Origin of the sequence: Erwinia persicina (assembly GCF_019844095.1) — a bacterium.
GTDB classification, from domain to species: domain Bacteria; phylum Pseudomonadota; class Gammaproteobacteria; order Enterobacterales; family Enterobacteriaceae; genus Erwinia; species Erwinia persicina.
Genome location: NZ_CP082141.1, coordinates 2,102,762 through 2,123,276, shown reverse-complemented (window position 1 = coordinate 2,123,276; position 20,515 = coordinate 2,102,762). Strand labels below are relative to the sequence as shown.

Annotated in this window: 20 protein-coding genes; 10 read left to right on the top strand and 10 right to left on the bottom strand. The window is 55.6% G+C overall.

The genetic code is table 11. The features are described from left to right. Window position 1: 1 nt before the first annotated feature. A complete protein-coding gene (gene copC, locus K6L24_RS09520) occupies window positions 2-364 on the bottom strand; it encodes a copper homeostasis periplasmic binding protein CopC (RefSeq protein ID WP_062746242.1) in 363 nt (120 codons plus the stop codon). 165 nt (window positions 365-529) lie between these two features. Here copC and K6L24_RS09515 point away from each other — a divergent pair, with 165 nt between their 5' ends. From K6L24_RS09515 to exoX, 3 genes are all read left to right on the top strand, one after another. Beyond that, window positions 530-760: a DNA polymerase III subunit theta gene (locus K6L24_RS09515; protein WP_062746245.1), complete on the top strand. Its 231-nt coding sequence runs from the start codon at window positions 530-532 to the stop codon at window positions 758-760. Window positions 761-827: 67 nt separating this feature from the next. Then, window positions 828-1,586, top strand: coding sequence for a carbon-nitrogen hydrolase family protein (locus K6L24_RS09510; RefSeq protein WP_062746246.1), 759 nt, complete (start codon window positions 828-830; stop codon window positions 1,584-1,586). Window positions 1,587-1,598: 12 nt separating this feature from the next. Then, window positions 1,599-2,264 (top strand): exodeoxyribonuclease X, encoded by a 666-nt coding sequence (gene exoX / locus K6L24_RS09505; protein ID WP_062746249.1) that lies wholly within the window; start codon window positions 1,599-1,601, stop codon window positions 2,262-2,264. Here the strand turns inward: exoX and K6L24_RS09500 are convergent. Both K6L24_RS09500 and K6L24_RS09495 read right to left on the bottom strand, forming a co-directional pair. Next, a complete protein-coding gene (locus K6L24_RS09500; RefSeq protein WP_118664020.1) occupies window positions 2,261-4,318 on the bottom strand; it encodes a S9 family peptidase in 2,058 nt (685 codons plus the stop codon). The two genes, exoX and K6L24_RS09500, sit on opposite strands and share 4 nt — an antisense overlap. A 128-nt stretch (window positions 4,319-4,446) precedes the next feature. Beyond that, window positions 4,447-5,100 (bottom strand): tellurite resistance TerB family protein, encoded by a 654-nt coding sequence (locus tag K6L24_RS09495; RefSeq protein WP_062746254.1) that lies wholly within the window; start codon window positions 5,098-5,100, stop codon window positions 4,447-4,449. A gap of 200 nt (window positions 5,101-5,300) precedes the next feature. On the opposite strand from K6L24_RS09495, the gene K6L24_RS09490 reads away from it, so the two are divergent. Beyond that, complete coding sequence (locus K6L24_RS09490; RefSeq protein ID WP_118664019.1) at window positions 5,301-6,122, top strand: sugar phosphate isomerase/epimerase family protein; 822 nt, start codon at window positions 5,301-5,303, stop codon at window positions 6,120-6,122. A 104-nt stretch (window positions 6,123-6,226) separates the two neighbouring features. Here K6L24_RS09490 and K6L24_RS09485 read toward each other — a convergent pair whose 3' ends face one another. Beyond that, window positions 6,227-6,532, bottom strand: a complete 306-nt coding sequence (locus tag K6L24_RS09485) for a YebG family protein (RefSeq protein WP_118664018.1) — start codon at window positions 6,530-6,532, stop codon at window positions 6,227-6,229. Window positions 6,533-6,671: 139 nt separating this feature from the next. Here K6L24_RS09485 and purT point away from each other — a divergent pair, with 139 nt between their 5' ends. After that, the gene (gene purT, locus K6L24_RS09480) at window positions 6,672-7,850 is read left to right on the top strand and encodes a formate-dependent phosphoribosylglycinamide formyltransferase (protein ID WP_222682225.1); all 1,179 of its coding nucleotides are present in this window, start codon (window positions 6,672-6,674) and stop codon (window positions 7,848-7,850) included. 41 nt (window positions 7,851-7,891) lie between these two features. Here purT and K6L24_RS09475 read toward each other — a convergent pair whose 3' ends face one another. The 3 genes from K6L24_RS09475 to zwf all read right to left on the bottom strand — a co-directional run bounded on the left by K6L24_RS09475 (window position 7,892) and on the right by zwf (window position 11,109). Then, window positions 7,892-8,533 carry a bifunctional 4-hydroxy-2-oxoglutarate aldolase/2-dehydro-3-deoxy-phosphogluconate aldolase gene (locus tag K6L24_RS09475; protein ID WP_191927364.1) on the bottom strand — a complete coding sequence of 214 codons (642 nt, stop codon included), beginning with the start codon at window positions 8,531-8,533 and terminating at the stop codon, window positions 7,892-7,894. A 471-nt stretch (window positions 8,534-9,004) separates the two neighbouring features. Next, window positions 9,005-9,409 (bottom strand): hypothetical protein, encoded by a 405-nt coding sequence (locus K6L24_RS09470; RefSeq protein ID WP_062746265.1) that lies wholly within the window; start codon window positions 9,407-9,409, stop codon window positions 9,005-9,007. Window positions 9,410-9,633: 224 nt separating this feature from the next. Next, the gene (gene zwf / locus K6L24_RS09465) at window positions 9,634-11,109 is read right to left on the bottom strand and encodes a glucose-6-phosphate dehydrogenase (protein ID WP_062746267.1); all 1,476 of its coding nucleotides are present in this window, start codon (window positions 11,107-11,109) and stop codon (window positions 9,634-9,636) included. 386 nt (window positions 11,110-11,495) lie between these two features. On the opposite strand from zwf, the gene K6L24_RS09460 reads away from it, so the two are divergent. From K6L24_RS09460 to K6L24_RS09450, 3 genes are all read left to right on the top strand, one after another. Beyond that, window positions 11,496-12,368, top strand: a complete 873-nt coding sequence (locus tag K6L24_RS09460) for a MurR/RpiR family transcriptional regulator (RefSeq protein ID WP_222682224.1) — start codon at window positions 11,496-11,498, stop codon at window positions 12,366-12,368. A gap of 130 nt (window positions 12,369-12,498) precedes the next feature. Next, complete coding sequence (gene pyk, locus K6L24_RS09455) at window positions 12,499-13,941, top strand: pyruvate kinase (RefSeq protein ID WP_062746271.1); 1,443 nt, start codon at window positions 12,499-12,501, stop codon at window positions 13,939-13,941. A gap of 207 nt (window positions 13,942-14,148) precedes the next feature. Further along, window positions 14,149-15,375 (top strand): MFS transporter, encoded by a 1,227-nt coding sequence (locus K6L24_RS09450; RefSeq protein ID WP_062746273.1) that lies wholly within the window; start codon window positions 14,149-14,151, stop codon window positions 15,373-15,375. Window positions 15,376-15,420: 45 nt separating this feature from the next. Here K6L24_RS09450 and lpxM read toward each other — a convergent pair whose 3' ends face one another. The 3 genes from lpxM to znuA form a co-directional block, all read right to left on the bottom strand. Beyond that, the gene (gene lpxM, locus K6L24_RS09445; RefSeq protein WP_118664010.1) at window positions 15,421-16,392 is read right to left on the bottom strand and encodes a lauroyl-Kdo(2)-lipid IV(A) myristoyltransferase; all 972 of its coding nucleotides are present in this window, start codon (window positions 16,390-16,392) and stop codon (window positions 15,421-15,423) included. Window positions 16,393-16,527: 135 nt separating this feature from the next. Further along, on the bottom strand, window positions 16,528-17,853 hold the full coding sequence (gene mepM, locus K6L24_RS09440; protein ID WP_062746277.1) for a murein DD-endopeptidase MepM: 1,326 nt from the start codon (window positions 17,851-17,853) through the stop codon (window positions 16,528-16,530). A gap of 12 nt (window positions 17,854-17,865) precedes the next feature. Continuing rightward, window positions 17,866-18,825, bottom strand: coding sequence for a zinc ABC transporter substrate-binding protein ZnuA (gene znuA / locus K6L24_RS09435; RefSeq protein WP_222682223.1), 960 nt, complete (start codon window positions 18,823-18,825; stop codon window positions 17,866-17,868). 77 nt (window positions 18,826-18,902) lie between these two features. Here znuA and znuC point away from each other — a divergent pair, with 77 nt between their 5' ends. Both znuC and znuB read left to right on the top strand, forming a co-directional pair. Then, the gene (znuC, locus tag K6L24_RS09430; RefSeq protein ID WP_118665750.1) at window positions 18,903-19,661 is read left to right on the top strand and encodes a zinc ABC transporter ATP-binding protein ZnuC; all 759 of its coding nucleotides are present in this window, start codon (window positions 18,903-18,905) and stop codon (window positions 19,659-19,661) included. Continuing rightward, complete coding sequence (gene znuB, locus K6L24_RS09425; protein ID WP_062746280.1) at window positions 19,654-20,439, top strand: zinc ABC transporter permease subunit ZnuB; 786 nt, start codon at window positions 19,654-19,656, stop codon at window positions 20,437-20,439. The genes znuC and znuB overlap by 8 nt, the downstream gene beginning before the upstream one ends. The last annotated feature ends 76 nt before the right edge of the window (window positions 20,440-20,515 follow it).

The following is a 20,515-nucleotide window of genomic DNA, read 5'->3' as shown; positions in this document are numbered from 1 at the left end:
CTTATTTCACGCTAAAGGTGTAATTCCCTTTCGTCTTATGGCCGTCCACCGACAGCACGTGCCATTTCACCGCATACTCCCCACGGGAAAGCGGCTGCTTAAACTGCACGCGCAGCGTGTTGTGCTGTTGCGGGTCGCGCGCGGCTTTGAGCTGCTCGACGGGCTGTTTGTCCGTACGACTGATCTCTACGCCACTGAACGCGGGTTCAATATCTTCGCTGAAGGTGATGGTCAGCGATTCAGGCCATTCGCTGCCGGCCGGATTCACCGCCGTATACTGGCTTTTCAGATGGGCGTGGGCGGAAGCCTGCTGGGCAAAAAGAGCGGCGATCAGTACGCCGGAAACCCTGAAGAAGTGTCGCATATGTCGCAATGTTCCTTAGCGGGACGCAGCCCCTGGCTGCTGAGGCCGAAAGGATACCCCGCTTAAAAACAGGTGTCGAGGTAAGAGCGACGATCAATGGCTCACCGGGCTTGCTAATCCGTGTCTTCTGCATTATTTTTTGCCCCTTAACAGGGGGAGAAAACCATGAGCTACAATCTGGCCACGCTGCCGCAGGACGAAAAAGACAAGGTCAATGTCGATCTGGCGGCCGCTGGGGTCGCATTTAAAGAGCGCTACAATATGCCGGTTATCGCGGAAATGGTGCTGCGTGAGCAGCCCGAAGCGCTGCATGACTGGTTTCGTGAACGGTTAACCCACTATCGCCAGGCTTCGCTGTCTCTCTCACGTCTGCCGTATGAACCGAAGCCAAAATAGTGGCTTGTATTTTATTACCGCTTCGGTTGAGATAAGACATTAAACATCCCTTTAACGGTGAGCTTTTATGTCCCAGTGGACTATCGCAGCAGCACAGTCAGGTTCGCGTCCGGGTGACCTTTCCTGGAATATCCAGCACCATCTTGATTTTGTAGAACAGGCTGCCACCCAGGGGGTGGATCTGCTGATGTTTCCCGAACTGTCCCTGACGGGCTACGAGCTCCCGCTGGTGGCCGATCTGGCCCTCTCGGTAGACGATGCGCTGCTGCACCCTTTTGCTGTGGCGGCGCAGGAGCATCAGATGGGGATCAGCATCGGACTGCCGTTAAAAGCAGACGATAACGTTCGTCTTTCCGCCCTGACTTTCCTGCCGGATGGTACCCGCATTGCCTACAGCAAACGTAACCTTTTTGGTCCGGAGAAAGAGATTTTCACCCCCGGCAATACGGTGCCGATTTTTGGCTATCAGCATCATCAGGTCGCCATGGCCATCTGTGCCGATATCAGCGTTGAAGAGTTTGCCCGGGATGCTTCAGTTCGTGGAGCCGACCTCTATGCCACCAGCGTGCTGGTCTCGGAGAAAGGGTATGACACCGACTGCGGTCATCTGGCCCGCTGGTCACGGGAGTATAAAATGGCGGTACTGATGGCAAACCACGCCTGGCCTACAGGTGGTTATCAGTGCGCCGGAAAAAGTGCCTTCTGGGATGCGCAGGGCCACCAGGTGATCCGGGGTGGCGAGGGAGAGCAGCTGATTATCGCCCGCCGTGACGGTAATCATTGGCAAGGGGAGGCGCATTCGTTACCCTGCCCGTCGGTTCTGTAAACGGGAGAAATTATGTTACGCGTGATAGACACGGAAACCTGCGGCCTGCAGGGGGGGATTGTCGAGGTGGCGTCGGTGGACGTGATTGCCGGGCAGATCGTCAATCCGATGAGCGATCTGATCTCACCCGACCGGCCTATCAGTCATCAGGCGATGGCGGTACATAAGATTACGGAAGCGATGGTGCGGGGCAAACCGACGATTGAACAGGCCATCAGCCGTTATCACGGCAGCCCCTATTACGTCGCACATAATGCCAGCTTCGACCGGCGTATGCTGCCGGAAATGCACGGGGAATGGATCTGCACCATGGCCCTCTCCCGCCGCCTGTGGCCGGGTCTGAAATACAGTAACCAGGCACTGCGCGAGGCCCTGCAGCTGGAGGTTACCCCGCCTGCCGACCTGCACGCACACCGCGCCCTGTACGACTGTTATGTCACCGCCGCGCTGCTGATCCGTATTATGTCGTTCAGCGGCTGGGATGCGCCGGAAATGATCCGCCGGATAAACGTCAAGGGGTCGTTCAATACGTTCCCATTCGGGAAATATCGTGGGCAGAAAGTGGATGATGTAGCGAAGTCAGACCCGGGATATCTAAAGTGGATGTTAAAAAACATCCCGGATCTGAAACCCGACTTACGCAGCGCGATGCAGCGGGCGTTAAGCGCGGTAGATTAAGCGGTTGCCGGCAGCAGGCCGGTTGCCAGCGCGATCAGAAACGCATATTCCAGCGCCACCCCTTCATAGGCTTTGAAACGCCCTGATTTACCGCCGTGGCCGGCATCCATATCGGTATGCAACAGCAGCAGATGGTCATCGGTTTTCAGTTCCCGCAGCTTTGCCACCCATTTTGCCGGTTCCCAGTACTGCACCTGTGAGTCATGCAGGCCGGTGGTTATCAGCAGATGCGGGTAGTCCTGCGCCGTGACGTTGTCATAGGGGCTGTACTGCTTAATGTAGTGATAATACTGCTCTTCCGCCGGGTTGCCCCACTCGTCATATTCGCCGGTGGTGAGCGGAATACTTTCATCCAGCATCGTGGTGACCACGTCAACAAACGGCACCTGAGCGACGACGCCGCGAAAACGCGCCGGGGCCATATTCAGCACCGCACCCATCAGCAGGCCACCCGCGCTTCCGCCCATCGCGTACAGTTTTTCCGGGTCACCGTACTGTCTTTCGATCAATGCATCGGTGATATCGATAAAGTCGTGGAAAGTGTTCATCTTGTTCAGCAGGCGGCCATCATCGTACCACTGCTGTCCCATCTCACCGCCGCCGCGGATATGGGTCAGTGCGAAAACAAAGCCACGATCCAGCAGGCTGAGGCGGCTGGCGCTAAAATCGGCATCCATACTGCTGCCGTACGAGCCATAACCATAGACCAGCAGCGGGTTCGTCCCCGGCAGATAGCGATCCTTACGGTAAACCAGTGATACCGGTACGTCCACGCCGTCACGCATGGTGATCCAGTGGCGTTCACTGCGATAGCTACTGGCATCAAAGCCTTTAACCTCGGTCTGCTTCAGCACCTCACGTTCACCGCTGTCCAGATCCAGTTCAAACAGCGTATCCGGGGTGGTCATGGAAGAGTAGCCGTAACGTACCTTGCTACTGTCGGGCGTCGGATTATGGCCAATCCAGGTCACGTAGGCCGGGTCGTCAAAGGCGATACTGCGGCTTTCTTTACTCGCCCAGTGGATCTGGCGCAGACGGGTCAGCCCCTGCTCACGCTCTTCCACCACCAGCCAGTCGCGGAACAGCGTATAGCCTTCCAGCACCACCGCGTCACGCGGGGCTATCAGGGCCTGCCACTCCTGCTCTTCCACCTTGTCGGTGCGGTACAGCCCGAAGTTCTTGCCCTCACGGTTGGAGCGCACGTAAAAGTGGTCCTGGTAGTGGTCAACGCTGTACTCGTGATCTTTACGGCGCGCACAGAACAGACGGGGTTGGGCATCGGCCTGTGCCGCATCCAGCAGCAGGATCTCGCTGGTGGTGCTGCTGCCAAGGGCAATCGCCACGTACGCTTCTGACGTGGTTTTATAGACGCTGACATAAAAGGTGTCATCCTGCTCTTCATAGACCAGCTGGTCCTGCTGCTGCGGCGTACCCAGTGTATGCCGCCAGACCTGGTAAGGCAGCAGCGTCTGTTTGTCCTTCAGTACATAGTAGAGAGTTTGTGAATCACTGGCCCACGCCATTGCGGAGGATACCCCTTCCAGCACCTCCGGATACCACTCCCCGCTCTGCAGATGACACAGCCGAATGCCGTATACCCGACGCGAGAGAAAATCTTCCGCCACCGCCATGATCTGATTATCCGGGCTGATGGCCACACCGCCGAGCGTATAGAACTCGTGTCCCTCTGCCCGCAGGTTGCCATCCAGCAGCGTATCCCACTGCTCAGGCGTCGTCGTCCCGGCAGGCTGGCGGGCGTAAATAGTGTACTCGTTCCCCTCTTCATAGCGGCTCTGATAGCGGTAGCCACGCTTAACGTAAGGCACCGAGTGGTCACGCGCCGGAATGCGATCGATAATCTCCTGCAGCAACTCAGCCTGTAGCGTCTTCTGCGGCTGCAACTGCTGCTCGCAGAAGGCGTTCTCTTCACGCAGGTAGGCCAGCACCTCAGGATCTTCACGCTCGTCGTCGCGCAGCCAGTAGTAGTGGTCAGTTCGTGTATCGCCGTGCAACGACAGGGTATGGGGGATTTTTTTCGCTTTTGGAGGTGTCATGGTCTCTTCGCTGTTGCTGTGCCTGTCTGTAAGGTTGGCAGCAAGCGCGCTGATTGCCAAGCAGTTATCGAGACTGGCCGCAATTTTTAACGGGGCTACGCGGACGACGTTAACCGTCCGCGTCCGGATCAGGCGGGGAGTTTTTGTTTCTCGGCGCGAATGTCAGTTTCAATCGACTCACGCACATCCTGTGGAATTTTCAACGCATCACCCAGCGCCTGCAGATAGCTGCGCTCCATAAAATGGTCAACGTCGATCACCAGATTGCTGAGGAAATAGACCTCGAGCGCCTCTTCTTCATTTTTCACGTCCACGGCCAGCTTCTGTGGATCGAGCGGAGAATCGATGGCGCGCTGCACCAGCTGTTCACCCTGCGCCCCCAGCCCGGACTGATGGATATGTTCATCAATGGCTTTACGTTCATCGCTGTCGATATGCCCATCGCTTTTGGCGGCGAACACCAGCGCCTCGATCAGTCGCTCAGCCCGGCGATCAACGGGAGAACTCTGCTGGCCGAAACCAGGCTGATCCTGATGCGTTTCACTGACGCGCTGCTTGTACTTATTCCACAGCAGTGCACCTGCAGCAGCGCCGCCACCGATGATGACGGCATTTTTGCCATACTTCATCAGCAGGTTGCGTGAGGATTTGCTGGCAATCAACAAACCAGCCAGCCCCCCTAGCGCTCCGGGTGCCAGCATTTTACTCAGCCCTTCGCCGCCGCCGGAAGATTTGCCTGTTTTACCTAATACCGTCTGAATCTGTTGCAGCCAGTTACTCATAAGTCAGTCCTTTTTTGCCCTAAAACACCACAATAGAACAGCCCACGTCAGGAAACGTCAAACGATGCAAAGGCTGTAAAATTTCCGGTTATTACGGACTCATTCCGCCACGTCTGTCCCCTGGCAGGCGTAAGGTTTGTTAAAACAGTCGAATGCACCTACCCTGAAACGGCATCAACCGCAGAGGAGAAACGGTAACCATGGCATTTACAGCAAACCCGTTATTTATTAATACCATCCTGCTTGGTGGCAGCAGCGAAGAGAAACTGCGGGCGGCGGCCCTGGCCGGCTTTGACCAGGTGGAACTGTGGCAACAGGACGTGGACCATGCGGCCGGAGGGACCCCTGCACTGGCTGATTTGTGCCAGGCGCTGTCGCTGGGGCTGACAGACTATCAGGTCCTCCTGGATTTTGACGGTGCCCCTGACGGCCTGCGCGATGATAAGCGTCGGGAAGCACTGACGATGATGAAGACGGCGCAGCATCTCGGTGCCACGACGCTGCTGGTCCCCGCCTCGACACACCCACTGAGTTGCGAAGAGCGCATTGACGAGGATTTGCGCTGGCTGGTCCGGCAGGCGGCGGAGCATGACCTGCGTATCGCCTATGAAGCGATGGCCTGGAGTCGTCACGTCACTAATCCCGCCGAAGCATGGCAGCGCGTGCGGCAGATTGACGCCGAGAATCTGGGGCTGGTGGTGGATGCGTTTCACCTGTTTGTGCGGCAGAGAACTCTGGCAGATCTTGCGGGAATTCCGGCAGACAGGATCTTTCTGGTGCAGCTCTCAGACCTGGACTGGCAGCCGGATGCGCAACAGCTGGTCGATACCGCCCGTCATCAGCGCCTGTTACCCGGTGAAGGACACTACCCCCTGAAGGCGTTATTGCAGCATTTGCAGCAGATCGGCTATCAGGGGCCGCTGGGGCTGGAGGTGTTTAACGATGCCCGTCAGGCGGCCTGTCCGGCGCAGACGGCAGACGCGGCGATGGCATCGTTACAGAATTTACTGCAGGAAGGGTAACGGGCTTTCGTTCGGCACTGGCGGGCAGCGGAAAATAACGTCAGGGAGGCTGACCGAAATAAAGTCAGCCACTGTACAGGGATAGATTTGATGTCATGGGCGAATCAGGCCGATTTAACCGCCCGCAGCTTGCCTTCGGCATTCTCTTCACTGTCACCGGCAACGGAATTGTCTTCCGGCAGCTTTCCGCTACGCAATATTTGCTGCAGGGCATCTTTGTTTTCTGCCATAAACAGGCCCAGCGCTTCGCCCTGCTGCTCTTCCATTTCCAGCTTGCTGGCGATTAGCCAGTCGGCGAAGACTTCTGCCAGGTCGAGCATCTTGTCGTAAGCATCCGCTTCTTTTTTGCTGGCAAATGTCATCTTTTCCTCACCTTTTCTGACGACAACGTACTTGATTTCAACAGCCATGATTTCCGTCCTGTTTAACTGTATTTTTATACAGTATATCAGCGCCGCTTTTCTGACTCAACCCTAAACTGCGGGATGCGTACGCAAACGTTTTCGTTTATACTGCGGCCGATTTTTTCAATCCATTCAGGTATCGATTATGACAACTCTTGGAACGGCGCTACGCCCTGAAGCCACACGTGTAATGCTGTTAGGATCGGGTGAGCTGGGGAAAGAAGTGGCGCTGGAATGCCAGCGTCTGGGTGTGGAAGTGATTGCCGTGGATCGCTATGCCGACGCTCCGGCCATGCACGTTGCCCACCGCAGCCATGTGATCAATATGCTGGATGGTGCCGCGCTGGCCGCACTTATCGCCCGGGAAAAACCCCACTTCGTGGTGCCGGAGATTGAGGCTATCGCTACCGATATGCTGGTTGAACTGGAAAAGCAGGGTCAACACGTTGTGCCCACCGCCCGTGCGGCTAAGCTGACCATGAACCGTGAAGGCATCCGCCGTCTGGCAGCGGAAGAGCTGGCGCTACCGACCTCCAGCTACCGTTTCGCCGACAGCCGCGAGGCCTTCCTGACGGCAGCAGAAGAAATTGGCCTGCCGTGCATCGTTAAACCGGTAATGAGTTCGTCCGGCAAAGGTCAGAGCTTTATTCGTGACGCTTCCCAGCTGGATGCCGCCTGGGATTATGCCCAACAGGGTGGCCGTGCCGGTGCCGGACGCGTGATCGTCGAGGGCGTGGTGAAGTTTGATTTTGAAATTACTCTGCTGACTATCAGCGCGGTGGACGGCATCCATTTCTGTGCGCCCATCGGCCATCGCCAGGAAGACGGTGACTACCGGGAGTCCTGGCAGCCCCAGCAGATGAGCGATCTCGCCCTGCAGCGCGCACAGGATATTGCGCGCAAGGTGGTGGATGCCCTGGGCGGACGCGGTCTGTTTGGCGTTGAGCTTTTTGTCTGCGGTGATGACGTGGTGTTCAGTGAAGTGTCGCCCCGCCCGCACGATACCGGCATGGTGACACTGATCTCGCAGGACGTGTCCGAATTTGCCCTGCACGTGCGCGCCTTCCTCGGCCTGCCCATCGGCGGTATTCGCCAGTACGGCCCGGCGGCCTCTGCGGTGATCCTGCCAGAACTGAACAGCAGCAACGTGCAGTTTGCCAATCTCTCTGCCGCACTGGGTGCAGGGTTACAGCTGCGCCTGTTCGGTAAGCCAGAGATTCAGGGTAAGCGTCGGATGGGCGTGGCGCTGGCAACCGGCAGCGACATTGATGATGCAATACAGCGCGCCATTCGTGCCGCTGCCAGCGTCAACGTCATCGGTTAATCCGCACACGCTTCAGGGGCGGATTAACCGCCCCTGCTGACTCAACGCGTGGCGCCTGCCACCGCTTCCTGCGCCAGGCGGGTAATGCGGTCATAGTCGCCGGCTTCCAGCGCATCGGCGGGCACCAGCCAGGATCCGCCAATACACAGCACGCTGTTCAGCGCCAGATAGTCACGGTAGTTGGCCGGTGAGATGCCGCCCGTCGGGCAGAAACGCACCTGCGGGAACGGACCGCCAATAGCCTGCAAGGCTTTCACTCCGCCGTTGGCTTCCGCCGGGAAGAATTTAAACTCACGCAGACCGTAATCAAGACCGGTCATCAGTTCAGATACGGTACTGATGCCGGGGATCAGCGGAACAGAACCGTCTAAAGCGGCCCGGAGCAGCGGCTCCGTCAGGCCCGGACTGATAATAAACTGCGCCCCGGCGTCGGTCACTTCTTTCAGCTGCTGCGCGTTAAGCACCGTACCTGCACCGACAATCGCTTCCGGAACTTCTCTGACCATCGCTCTCAGTGCATCCATCGCACAGGGAGTACGCAACGTCACTTCCAGCACCCGCACCCCACCGGCTACCAGCGCTTTTGCCATCGGCACCGCATGCTCAAGCTTGTTCACCACTATCACCGGAACGACCGGCCCGGTGGTGAGGATCTGTTCTGCACTTGTTTTCCAGTAACTCATCGGTGACCTTCTCCTGTCTGACCTGCCCGCCGCCAGGATGGTGCGCTGCAGGAAAAAAGTGACACATCTTGCGTCAAGACTATCGCTGTGTCCGTTACCTTACAGCAGAAAGGCCGCAGGCGTCTACGCCGCGATGTATTTTCCTAAAATGCAGGTTCATTTTTTATGAACTATTATTTTATTAAAGACAACAGGCCGGAGTGCTGCGGCAACAGCATCGTGAAGATCAGCGCCAGCAGGGAAATTATGCCTGCGTGCCGTGCGATGTTGTTAGTCGCGCGATACTACGATGAAGGTAAACTGACAGGTGACGCAGGTTCAGGGTAGCCGTTAACGCCGCGCCAGGCCAGCAGACCATCGGCACCCGGTGGTGACGCTCCGTATGGCGGTTCCCCGCTATCAGCCAGCCTGGGTAAGGGATCGGCTCGGGTGCCTGCAACACTGACCGGGAGGAGACTGAGAGCGTTCCGCCTAATCAAAAAAATGTTTCCGCAAACTGATATTGACCAGCAGTATCAAAAGATAGCCAATCGGACCAATACCGGCAAAAAAAACGCCGAAAACATTGCCGATATATATCATCTTCAATCCCGCATCAACATTATCCAACGATATGCCCAGGGTTAAGCTGGCCACAACCCCTAAGATAAACAAAAATACGTTCATCGACAGGAAAAAGACCACACTCCGGGATAGCCACCCTTTGCATCGGTTAAGGGCAGGATATTGCAATACCACCACGATGAGGATGCTGATCAAAGAACAGACGAAAAACTTCAGGGAGGCAAATATCATACAGACGATTAGCATGATGAAGCTGGCCGTAAAAAAATTCACCACGGTGAAAGCCACATACTTATCCACATTCACAGACATGTTATGTCCTGTTAAAAACGGCAGTCCAGGGCAGAAACTAGCACTGGTATAATGACCGGCGTAGGCATTACGTGCCAAAAGAAGAGTTAAGCAGGAGAGTAACAGAGAGAAGCAGGCGAAAAGTGAACAGTGAAGCCAGCGGATCATCGCAGAGTGACTGGCGGAAAAAAATGGCCCTGCCTGGACAAGGCAGAGCCACGCGCTTATTTCAGCCGCAGAGGCAATTACTCGATTTCATTCCAGGAGCGACCGTCCCGGGTGATCATGGCCACGGAGGCCACCGGCCCCCAGGTGCCCGCCTGATAAGGCTTCGGTGGCTCTTTATCCGATGCCCACGCATCCATAATGGAGTCGACCCACTTCCAGGCTTCTTCCACTTCATCACGACGCACGAACAGCGCCTGAATACCGCGCATCGTTTCCAGCAACAGTCGCTCGTAGGCATCGGCCAGATGTGACTGGTTGAAGGTTTCGGAGAAGCTCAGATCCAGCTTAGTCGTTTGCAGATTGTGTTTATGATCCAGCCCCGGCACTTTGTTGAGGATCTGAATGTCCATACCTTCGTCCGGCTGCAGACGAATAGTCAGTTTGTTCTGCGGCAGTTCCTGCCAGGTTTCTTTAAACAGGTTCAGCGCCGGATTCTTGAAATAAACCACGACTTCTGAGCACTTAGCCGGCAGACGTTTACCGGTACGCAGATAGAAAGGAACTCCCGCCCAGCGCCAGTCGTCGATGTCCACGCGGATAGAGACGAAGCTTTCCGTGGTGCTGGATTTATTCGCGCCCTCTTCTTCCAGATAGCCCGGCACTTTTTTGCCCTGCACAAAACCTGAGGTGTACTGACCACGCACCGTTTTTTCACGCACATTAGTGTGGTCAATGCGGCGCAGGGAGCGCAGCACTTTCACCTTCTCGTCACGAATACGATCCGCAGACAGGTCGGCCGGTGGCGACATGGCGACCATGGTCAGCACCTGTAACAGGTGGTTCTGGATCATATCGCGCATCTGACCGGCCTGGTCAAAGTAACCCCAACGGCCTTCGATGCCCACTTCTTCCGCCACGGTGATCTGCACGTGGTCAATCGTGCGGTTATCCCAGTTGGAGGCAAACAGGGAGTTGGCAAAGCGCAGTGCCAGCAGGTTGAGCACCGTCTCTTTACCCAGATAATGGTCAATACGGAACACCTGGTTCTCTTCGAAGTATTCACCCACCTGATCGTTGATTTCCTGTGAGGTGGCCAGCGAGGTACCCAGTGGTTTTTCCATCACGACACGCGCCGGACTGGCATTCAGTTTTGCCTGGCCCAGGCCTTTACAGATTGCACCAAAGGTGCTTGGCGGCATCGCGAAGTAGTTAATGGTGACGCGTTTTTTCTGGTCCAGCATCTTACCAAGGCGGGGGAAATGACCGCTGTCATTGACATCCAGGTTGCAGAAATCGAGGCGGTTGCTGAGTTTGTCCCACAGCGCTTCGTCGATTTTCTCCTTCATAAAGGTTTCCAGTGCCTCGCGTACCACTTTGGTATAGGCAGCCTTATCCCACTCGGCACGACCTACGCCGATAATGCGGGAGTCTTCATGAATCTGACCGGCTTTTTCCAGTTGGTACAGTGAGGGCAACAGTTTCCGGCGCGCAAGATCGCCTTTGGCACCGAAAATCACCAGATCGCATGCCTGGGCTGTTTGTGTAACCGCCATTTCATTCTCCTCGTTGCAGGATTAGCCTGTCCCTGAAATTCCGTAGTCGGACAGACTCTTATTGTAATTTTGTTTCAATACAATGTACTGCTTTTGCCTGCTCCGCGTAAACCAGACGAAGCCGCTGCGGCACAATGTATTCAGTCAGTGCTTAATTTAGAGGCAATCTTCCCCGGTCGGCCAGCAGTTTATGCGTAATTTTTCGTCATTTTTGTTACTGTTCTTACCATTCTGAAAATCAGACACAGCTCAAACTCTGGCAATAAATGTCAATGAATGTCGTTATGCTACTGCCACCCGGGCTGCCGTGCATTGTATATTCTCTACAAAATGACATCGATTTCTCCTTTGATTGAAATCGTCAGAATGTATGAACAGGTAGCACTATGAATATGCTGGAAAAAATCCATGCCGAGCTGGAAAATCTGAGCAAGTCAGAACGGAAAGTGGCCGAGGTAATCATCGATTCTCCTGCCACAGCGATGCACTCCAGCATTGCCCTGCTGGCCCGGGCAGCGGCCGTCAGCGAACCGACGGTAAACCGCTTCTGCCACCGGCTGAAAACGAAAGGATTCCCGGACTTCAAATTACAGCTGGCGCAGAGTCTGGCCAGCGGAACGCCCTATGTCAGCCGTCACGTCGAACAGGATGACAGCGTGGAGGCCTATTCCGGGAAAATTTTCGAATCAGCGATGGCCGGGCTCGATCGGGTGAAACAGGGTCTGGATATGGGGGCCGTCAATCGCGCTGTTGATTTGCTGACCCAGTCAAAAAAAATTGCCTTCTTTGGCCTGGGGGCCTCCGCCGCCGTGGCCCATGATGCGATGAATAAATTTTTTCGTTTCAATGTGCCGGTGATCTATTCCGATGATATTGTAATGCAGCGCATGAGCTGTATGAATAGTGGGGAAGGCGACGTGATGGTGCTGATTTCCCATACCGGACGCACCAAAAGCATGGTTGAACTGGCGATGATCGCGCGGGAAAATGATGCTACCGTACTGGCCATCACCTCGCCTGACTCACCGCTGGCCCGAGAGGCAACGTTAGCCCTGATGCTGGACGTTCCCGAAGATACCGATATTTATATGCCGATGGTTTCCCGCCTGGCGCAGTTAACATTAATTGATGTCCTGGCCACCGGCTTTACTCTGCGTCGCGGCACGAAATTTCGCGATAATCTCAAACGAGTCAAAGAGGCACTGCGAGAGTCCAGGTTTGATAAAGACAGCGCTCTCTCACTTCTTTCCGGCCAGTAACAACGTGATTTTTAAATGGGTCTTACCGACGTGAGGGGTGTTTGCATCCCCTCTCTGTCTTCTAACCAGATTTACAGCCTTAGTAGTGCTTGCTCCTGCAACACCACTCTCAAAGTCAATGGAGTCATACATGTCACGACGTCTCAGAAGAACCAAGATTGTAACCACGTTAGGCCCCGCCACCGATCGCGATAATAACCTTGAAAAAGTCATCGCTGCCGGCGCCAACGTTGTTCGTCTGAACTTCTCACATGGCACCGCTGAAGATCACCAAATGCGCGCAGATAAAGTGCGTGAAATTGCCGCTAAACTGGGTCGCCATGTGGCCATCCTCGGTGACTTACAGGGCCCCAAAATTCGTGTTTCAACCTTTAAAGAGGGCAAAGTTTTCCTCAATATCGGTGAGCGTTTCCTGCTGGATGCCAGCCTGGGCAAAGGGGAAGGCGATCGTGAGAAAGTCGGTATCGACTATAAAGGTCTGCCTGCTGACGTGGTTCCTGGCGATATTCTGCTGCTCGACGACGGCCGCGTACAGCTGAAAGTGCTGGAAGTTCAGGGCATGAAAGTCTTTACCGAAGTGACCGTCGGTGGCCCACTGTCCAATAACAAAGGGATTAACAAACTGGGCGGCGGCCTGTCGGCAGAAGCCCTGACGGAAAAAGACAAAGCGGATATTCTGACCGCCGCTAAAATTGGCGTCGACTATCTGGCGGTATCATTCCCGCGCTGTGGTGAAGACCTGCACTATGCCCGCCGTCTGGCGCGCGAAGCTGGCTGTGAGGCTATGATTGTCTCCAAGGTAGAGCGCGCAGAAGCCGTAGCCAGCCAGGAAGCGATGGATGACATTATCCTGGCCTCTGATGTGGTGATGGTCGCCAGGGGCGACCTGGGTGTTGAAATTGGCGATCCTGAGCTGGTCGGCATCCAGAAAGCCCTTATCCGCCGCGCCCGCCAGTTAAACCGTTCCGTGATCACCGCCACTCAGATGATGGAGTCGATGATCACCAACCCGATGCCGACCCGTGCGGAAGTGATGGACGTGGCCAACGCCGTGCTCGATGGCACCGATGCGGTGATGCTGTCAGCAGAAACCGCAGCAGGCCAGTATCCCGCCGAAACCGTTTCTGCCATGGCGAAGGTCTGCCTGGGCGCGGAGAAGATCCCCAGTATCAACGTTTCCAAGCACCGCCTTGACGTGCAGTTCGATAATATTGAGGAAGCAATTGCCATGTCGGCCATGTATGCGGCGAACCATCTGCAGGGCGTGACCGCGATTATTACTATGACCGAATCCGGCCGTACCGCGCTGATGACCTCACGCATTACCTCTGGTCTGCCGATTTTTGCCATGTCTCGCCACGAGCGCACGCTGAACCTCACTGCGCTGTATCGCGGTGTGACGCCGGTATTTTTCGACAGCAACAGCGACGGCGTGGCGGCGGCGCACGATGCGGTCAATCTGCTGCGTGAGAAAGGATTCCTGATGTCAGGCGATCTGGTTATCGTCACTCAGGGCGATGTGATGAGCACCACGGGTACAACCAACACCAGCCGCGTGCTGCGCGTTGAGTAATACGATCTGACCTGCCCGGGCACTGTCAGCCCGGGCAGGAAGTGTCCTCCTCTTTCCCCCTCGTTTTTCTATCGCCCTGTCCGTGCGCTGTCACCACGCTTTTATTCACATTAGTGCAGTCTGCACAGGTGAAAATGCGGTATGTTAGCGAGCCTGTTCAGGCGACTGCACGTTTTGAATGTTTTGAACACCCTGGAGGGAGCCAGAATGGCGTCATATGTCCCCGTGTCGACCCTAACCCGTCGACACCTTATTTTTCCCCTGTCATTAGTTTTGTTCGAATTTGCGACCTATATTGCTCACGATATGATCCAGCCGGGAATGCTGCTGGTGACCAGTGAGTTCGGCGTAGGGCCGGAATGGGTGTCAGCCTCGCTGACCGCCTATCTGGTCGGTGGCATTGTTTTACAGTGGCTGTTGGGGCCGCTGTCGGACAAGCTGGGCCGGCGGCCGGTGATGCTGGCTGGCGTCACCTTCTTTATGCTCACCTGCATGGCCACCCACTGGGTACAGAGCATTGAACAATTCATTCTGCTGCGCTTTCTGCAGGGGATCAGCCTGTGCTTTATCGGCGCGGTAGGCTATGCCGCCATTCAGGAAGCCTTCAATGAAGCTCTGAGCGTACGAATGATGGCGCTGATGGCCAACGTTGCCCTGCTGGCTCCACTGGCGGGCCCGCTGGCAGGAGCCGCTTTTCTGGAGGTCAGCGACTGGCGCACCATGTTCTGGCTTTTCGGTATCGTCACCGCTGTCGCGCTGATTGGACTGTGGCGCACCATGCCGGAAACCGCCGGGGATAAGCAGGTTTCGATCTCCCTGTCATCCCTGGGTAAAGGCTATCTCGCGCTGTTTAAAGACCGTCAGGTAATGAGCGGTTCGCTGGCTATCGGCCTGGTGAGCATCCCCTGCCTCGCCTGGGTGGCGCTCTCACCGGTGATCCTGATCCATGATGAAGGGCTGTCCCGCCTTGATTATGCCCTGCTGCAACTGCCGGTGTTTGTTGCCATGATCGCCGGTAACCTGACGCTGGGCAAGCTGGCATCACGCTTACCCATTGATCGCCCGCTACGTTTTGGTGCCTGGCCGATTTTGCTGGGTCTGGGCATCGCTGCGCTGGCTTCGGTGATCGATAATCACAGCTACCTGTGGCTGACGGCCGGTCTCAGCCTGTATGGCTTTGGCACCGGGCTGGTCAACGCCGGGCTCTATCGCCTGACGCTGTTTTCCAGCGAGGCAGGAAAAGGCAGCGTGGCTGCCATGCTCGGCATGATCAGCATTCTGGTGTTTGCCCTGGGAATAGAACTGGCGAAATTTGCCTATTTCAGCGACGGATCCCGCGCTTTCAGCCTGGTCAACCTGGCCTTTGGCGTGGTGTGGTTTGTTCTGGTGAGGGCCTTTCTGAGAGAGTGGCAGCGCCGGTCGGCACTCAACTAAAAAGCAGGGGGTAACGGGCAGATGTGTTGCCCCCTGTACCGCATGTCACTTCTTTGGATAAAGCTCCTGGCGATCGTAAGGCTCTTTCTCGCCGGGTTTACGGGTTTTCAGCAGCTTCAGTATCCAGGTGTACTGTTCTGGGTGAGGACGGACAAAGACTTCCACCTCTTCATTCAGACGCCGGGCCTGAGAAGCATCATCAGAATCAGGTAAATCGTCCATCGGCGGGCGCAGATAGATATCCAGACAATGAGTTTTACTGTCATAGGACGGGAATAACGGCACCACCTTGGCGCGACAGACTTTCATCATTCTTCCTACCGCAGGCAGTGTGGCCTTATAGGTATCGAAGAAGTCAACAAACTCACTCTGCTCCGCGCCGTGATCCTGGTCAGGCAGGTAATAGCCCCAGTATCCCTGGCGGATAGACATGATAAAGGGTTTTATCCCATCGTTACGTGCATGCATACGTCCGCCAAAACGGCGGCGTACGCGGTTCCAGACATAATCCATCACCGGGTTACTCTGGTTGTGGAACATGGCCGCCATTGGCTGCCCCTCCGAGGCCAGCACCATCGCAGGCAGGTCAACGGCCCAGGCATGCGGCACGAGGAAAATCACATTCTTCCCGTCACGCTGTAATTCTTCGATAATTTCTCTGCCGTGCCAGCGGATACGCTTTTTGGCGTGTTGCGGGCGAAGCGCAAGTTCGGCCATCATCGCCATCGACTGCGGTGCAACAGCAAACATCTCGTCGATGATCGCTTCACGCTCGCTTTCTGATTTATCGGTCATGCAATACAGCAGATTAATCTGCGCACGACGGCGCGCGCTGCGGGCGAACTTCCCCGCCAGTCGGCCAAGTGAACCCAACAGTGGGTCACGCAGACGTGGCGTCAACAGGGCGAGGCCAACAAACGCGCCTACTCCTAACCAGCTTCCCCAGTATCGCGGTAATAAAAAGCTTCGTTTAAAAGTGGGAATAAATTCGATCTGACTTTTTTTTGGGTTTTCCATGCACTCGCCTCGGACAATAACCGGCATATGATAGTGCTGACATGGCATTTTGCAAAGTTATTGACAAGAATGCTCATTCTTTACTAAAAAAAAGCCGATGGAATCACCCATCGGCTTTTTTATTGTGCAGCAGGATTACTTAAAACGTAACTGTGGCACAACCTCACGTACTTTAGCGATGTAATCGCGGCGATCTTTACCCGACAAGCCTTCCATACGCGGCATTTTCGCCGTAAGCGGGTTCACGGCCTGGTTATTGATCCAGATTTCAAAGTGCAGGTGTGGCCCTGTAGACCGACCGGTGTTACCGGAAAGCGCAATTCGATCGCCACGTTTGACCTTCTGCCCCGGTTTCACCAGCAGTTTTTTCAGGTGCATGTAACGCGTCATATACTGACGGCCATGACGAACAGCAACGTAGTTACCTGCCCCACCGCTGCGTTTCGCCACGATCACTTCACCATCACCGACAGCCAGCACCGGCGTGCCGACAGGAATGGCGAAATCAACGCCTTTATGAGGGGCAACACGCCCGGTAACCGGGTTCACACGACGCGGATTAAAGTTTGATGACACGCGATACTGTTTAACCGTCGGGAAACGCATAAACCCTTGCGCCAGCCCGGAGCCGTTGCGGTCATAAAATTTCCCGTCCTCTGCGCGAATAGCATAGTAATCCTTACCACCGCTGTTCAGCCGCACGCCAACCAGTTCACTCTGTTCACTCTTGCCGTCCAACACTTCACGGGACATCAGCACGGAGAACTGGTCGCCATTACGCAGCTTACGAAAATCCATCTGCCACTGCAGTGATTTGATCACCGCACTGATTTCACTACTGGTGAGCCCCGCTTTTTTGGCGCTGCTGACAAAACTGCCGTTGACGACGCCTTTCAGAACATTGTTCTGCCACTCGCCCTGTTGCATCACCGAAGAGGATTTGAAACCATTGCCCGAACGATCGTAAGTTCGGGTTTCACGGCGGGACACTTCCCAGCTCACGCGTTGCAGTTCACCGTTATCATTCAGCGTCCACGAAAGCTGCTGACCAATTTGCAGGTTACGCAGATCTTTATCGCTCTTTGCCAGCTGGCTGATATCAGACATATCAATGCCGTACTGGTTAAGCACGCTACTGAGGGTATCACCGGTGGAGATAACGTAATCGTGCGTGCCGCTTTCATCCGCGACATCCTCATCAATTTCATCTTTTGGCAGATCGTCAGCGGGAGACGGCGTATCCTGATCGATGGGTTCGCTGGCTTCCGGAAGAAGGGTTCGAAGCTGGTTTTTCTCAAGTTCGACCGTTTTAACAATCGGACTTTCATTGCCTGGATGATAAACGTAAGGCCGCCACAGGGTGACGGCCAGCGTCACCACGGTCAAAGACCCCAACATAATACGATGGGGCCGCGGAAGGTTGTTAAACGCCAGGGCGACAGCGCGGGATATCTGCTGCACTTAAATGATCCTCTATTCTCCTTTCAGGCAGCTCGCATACTGGCTGGACAGCTGTGAGAGGAATGTCACATAGCTGTCTTTACCTGGGGTGATGTCCGTCCCGAGTGGATCCAGTGTGCCCGAACGCACGGTGGTCCCTCTGGCAACGGCTTCAATCACGGCCGGCCTGAATTGTGGCTCAGCAAAAACGCAGGTCGCTTTTTGCTCAACCAACTGTGTTCGTATTTGATGTAAACGTTGTGCGCCGGGCTGGATCTCAGGGTTGACGGTAAAATGACCTAATGGCGTCAGACCGAAGTGTTTTTCAAAGTATGTGTATGCATCATGAAAAACGAAATACCCTTTTCCTTTGACCGGGGCTAACTGATTACTGATTTTCGCATCGGCTGACGCCAGTTCTGCCTCAAAGTGCTGCAGGTTTGCGTCTAGTTTGGCCTTGCTTTGCGGCATAAGTTCCAATAATTTTGCATGGATTGCAATCGCAGTTTTCTTGGAAATTTCCGGCGACATCCACAGATGCATATTATATTCACCATGATGGTGGTGATCATGGCTGTCAGTCGTCCCGTGTGAGTGCCCTGAATGCGCCTCATGCTGTTCTTCTTCTTCGTCTTCTCCACCCTTCAGTAACAGGGGTTTCACCCCGGGAAGATCGCTCATCTGGACGTTCTTAGCCGCAGGTAAGGCGGCAGCAGATTTGGTCATGAACGCTTCCATTTCCGGGCCGACCCAGACGACTAAATCCGCGCTCTTCAAGCGTTTAATGTCAGATGGACGTAAGGCGTAATCATGTTCGGAAGCACCGTCCGGAAGCAAAACCTGAACGGGCGTGACGCCATCAGCAATGGCTGCCGCGATAAAACCGACAGGCTTAACGGAGGCGACCACATCGGCCTGGGCAGGAAGCGCAAGCGAAGCGGCGATACTCAGGCCGGCCAGCGTTGAAAATACACGCGTTTTTTTATGTAACATAATGATTCAATCCATCGTGGAGTGTCGATGGATTGTGATATTATAACATCCGTAAATTTCTGCAACCCGTAATGAACATGTCATCTTTGATTGCCCTTGATAAAATTTCTGTGAGCTTTGGTCAACGCCGTGTGTTGTCCGATGTCTCACTCTCGCTGCAGCCCGGTCGGATCCTGACCCTGCTGGGGCCGAACGGTGCCGGTAAATCGACGCTGGTGCGCGTCGTGCTTGGGCTGATTGCGCCGACCTCAGGCACGCTGTTGCGTCCGGCACAGCTGCGCATCGGCTACGTACCGCAAAAAATTCATCTTGATGTCACCCTGCCCCTGACCGTAGACCGCTTTATGCGCCTGCGTCCCGGCGTGAAACGGGGGGACATTCTGCCTGCGCTGAAACGAGTCCAGGCAGCCCAGCTGCTGGAGTATCCGCTGCAGAAACTGTCAGGCGGAGAGATGCAGCGCGTCCTGCTGGCGCGTGCATTGCTTAATCAGCCGCAGCTACTGGTGCTGGACGAACCCACCCAGGGCGTGGATGTGAATGGCCAGGTCGCGCTGTATGACCTTATTGACCAGTTGCGTCGTGAGCTGAACTGCGGCGTCCTGATGGTTTCCCATGACCTGCACCTGGTGATGGCCAAAACCGACGAGGTACTCTGTCTCAATCATCATATCTGCTGTTCGGGTACCCCGGAGGCCGTATCTAAACATCCGGAGTTTATTTCGATGTTTGGTCCGCGCGGTGCGGAACAGCTGGCCATTTATCGCCACCATCACAACCACCGTCACGATCTCCAGGGACGAATTATCCTGCGCAAAGGAACCGGCCGTCATGATTGAACTGTTATTACCGGGCTGGCTGGCGGGCGTACTGCTGGCTCTGGCCGCCGGGCCGCTGGGCTCGTTTGTTGTCTGGCGCAGGATGTCCTATTTTGGCGATACGCTGGCGCATGCCTCACTGCTGGGGGTGGCCTTTGGTCTGCTGCTGAACGTCAGTCCTTTTTACGCGGTGATCGCCGTGACGCTGCTGCTGTCGCTGGTGCTTGTCTGGCTGGAGCGGCGCCCGCACCTGGCTATTGATACCCTGCTGGGGATTATGGCGCACAGCGCGCTGTCGCTGGGTATGGTAGTCGTCAGCCTGATGTCTGACGTGCGGGTTGATCTGATGGCGTATCTGTTTGGCGATCTGCTGGCAGTGACCCCCACCGACCTGTGGACGATTGTGGCCGGGGTGGTCGTGGTGCTGCTGCTGCTGGCCTGGCAATGGCGCGCGCTGCTGTCGCTGACCATCAGTCCTGAGCTGGCACAGGTTGACGGCGTCAATATTCAGCGCACGAAAATGATCCTGATGCTGATCACCGCCCTGACTATCGGCGTTGCCATGAAGTTTGTCGGGGCGCTGATAATCACCTCCCTGCTGATTATTCCGGCGGCGACCGCAAGGCGCTTTGCCCGCTCACCCGAGCAGATGGCTGGACTGGCCGTGGTGTTCGGTATTCTGGCGGTGACGGCGGGCCTGACGTTCTCTGCGTTTTACGATACGCCCGCCGGCCCGTCCGTGGTACTGGGCGCGGCAGTGATGTTTATCATCAGTATGGTGAAGAAGCCGGCTGTGTAATCATGATGGTGACGGGCTGACCGGAAAAGGGGCAGCCCCTCGCCCACCCGGGAGGAGACCTTTCCGGTCGCCTCGT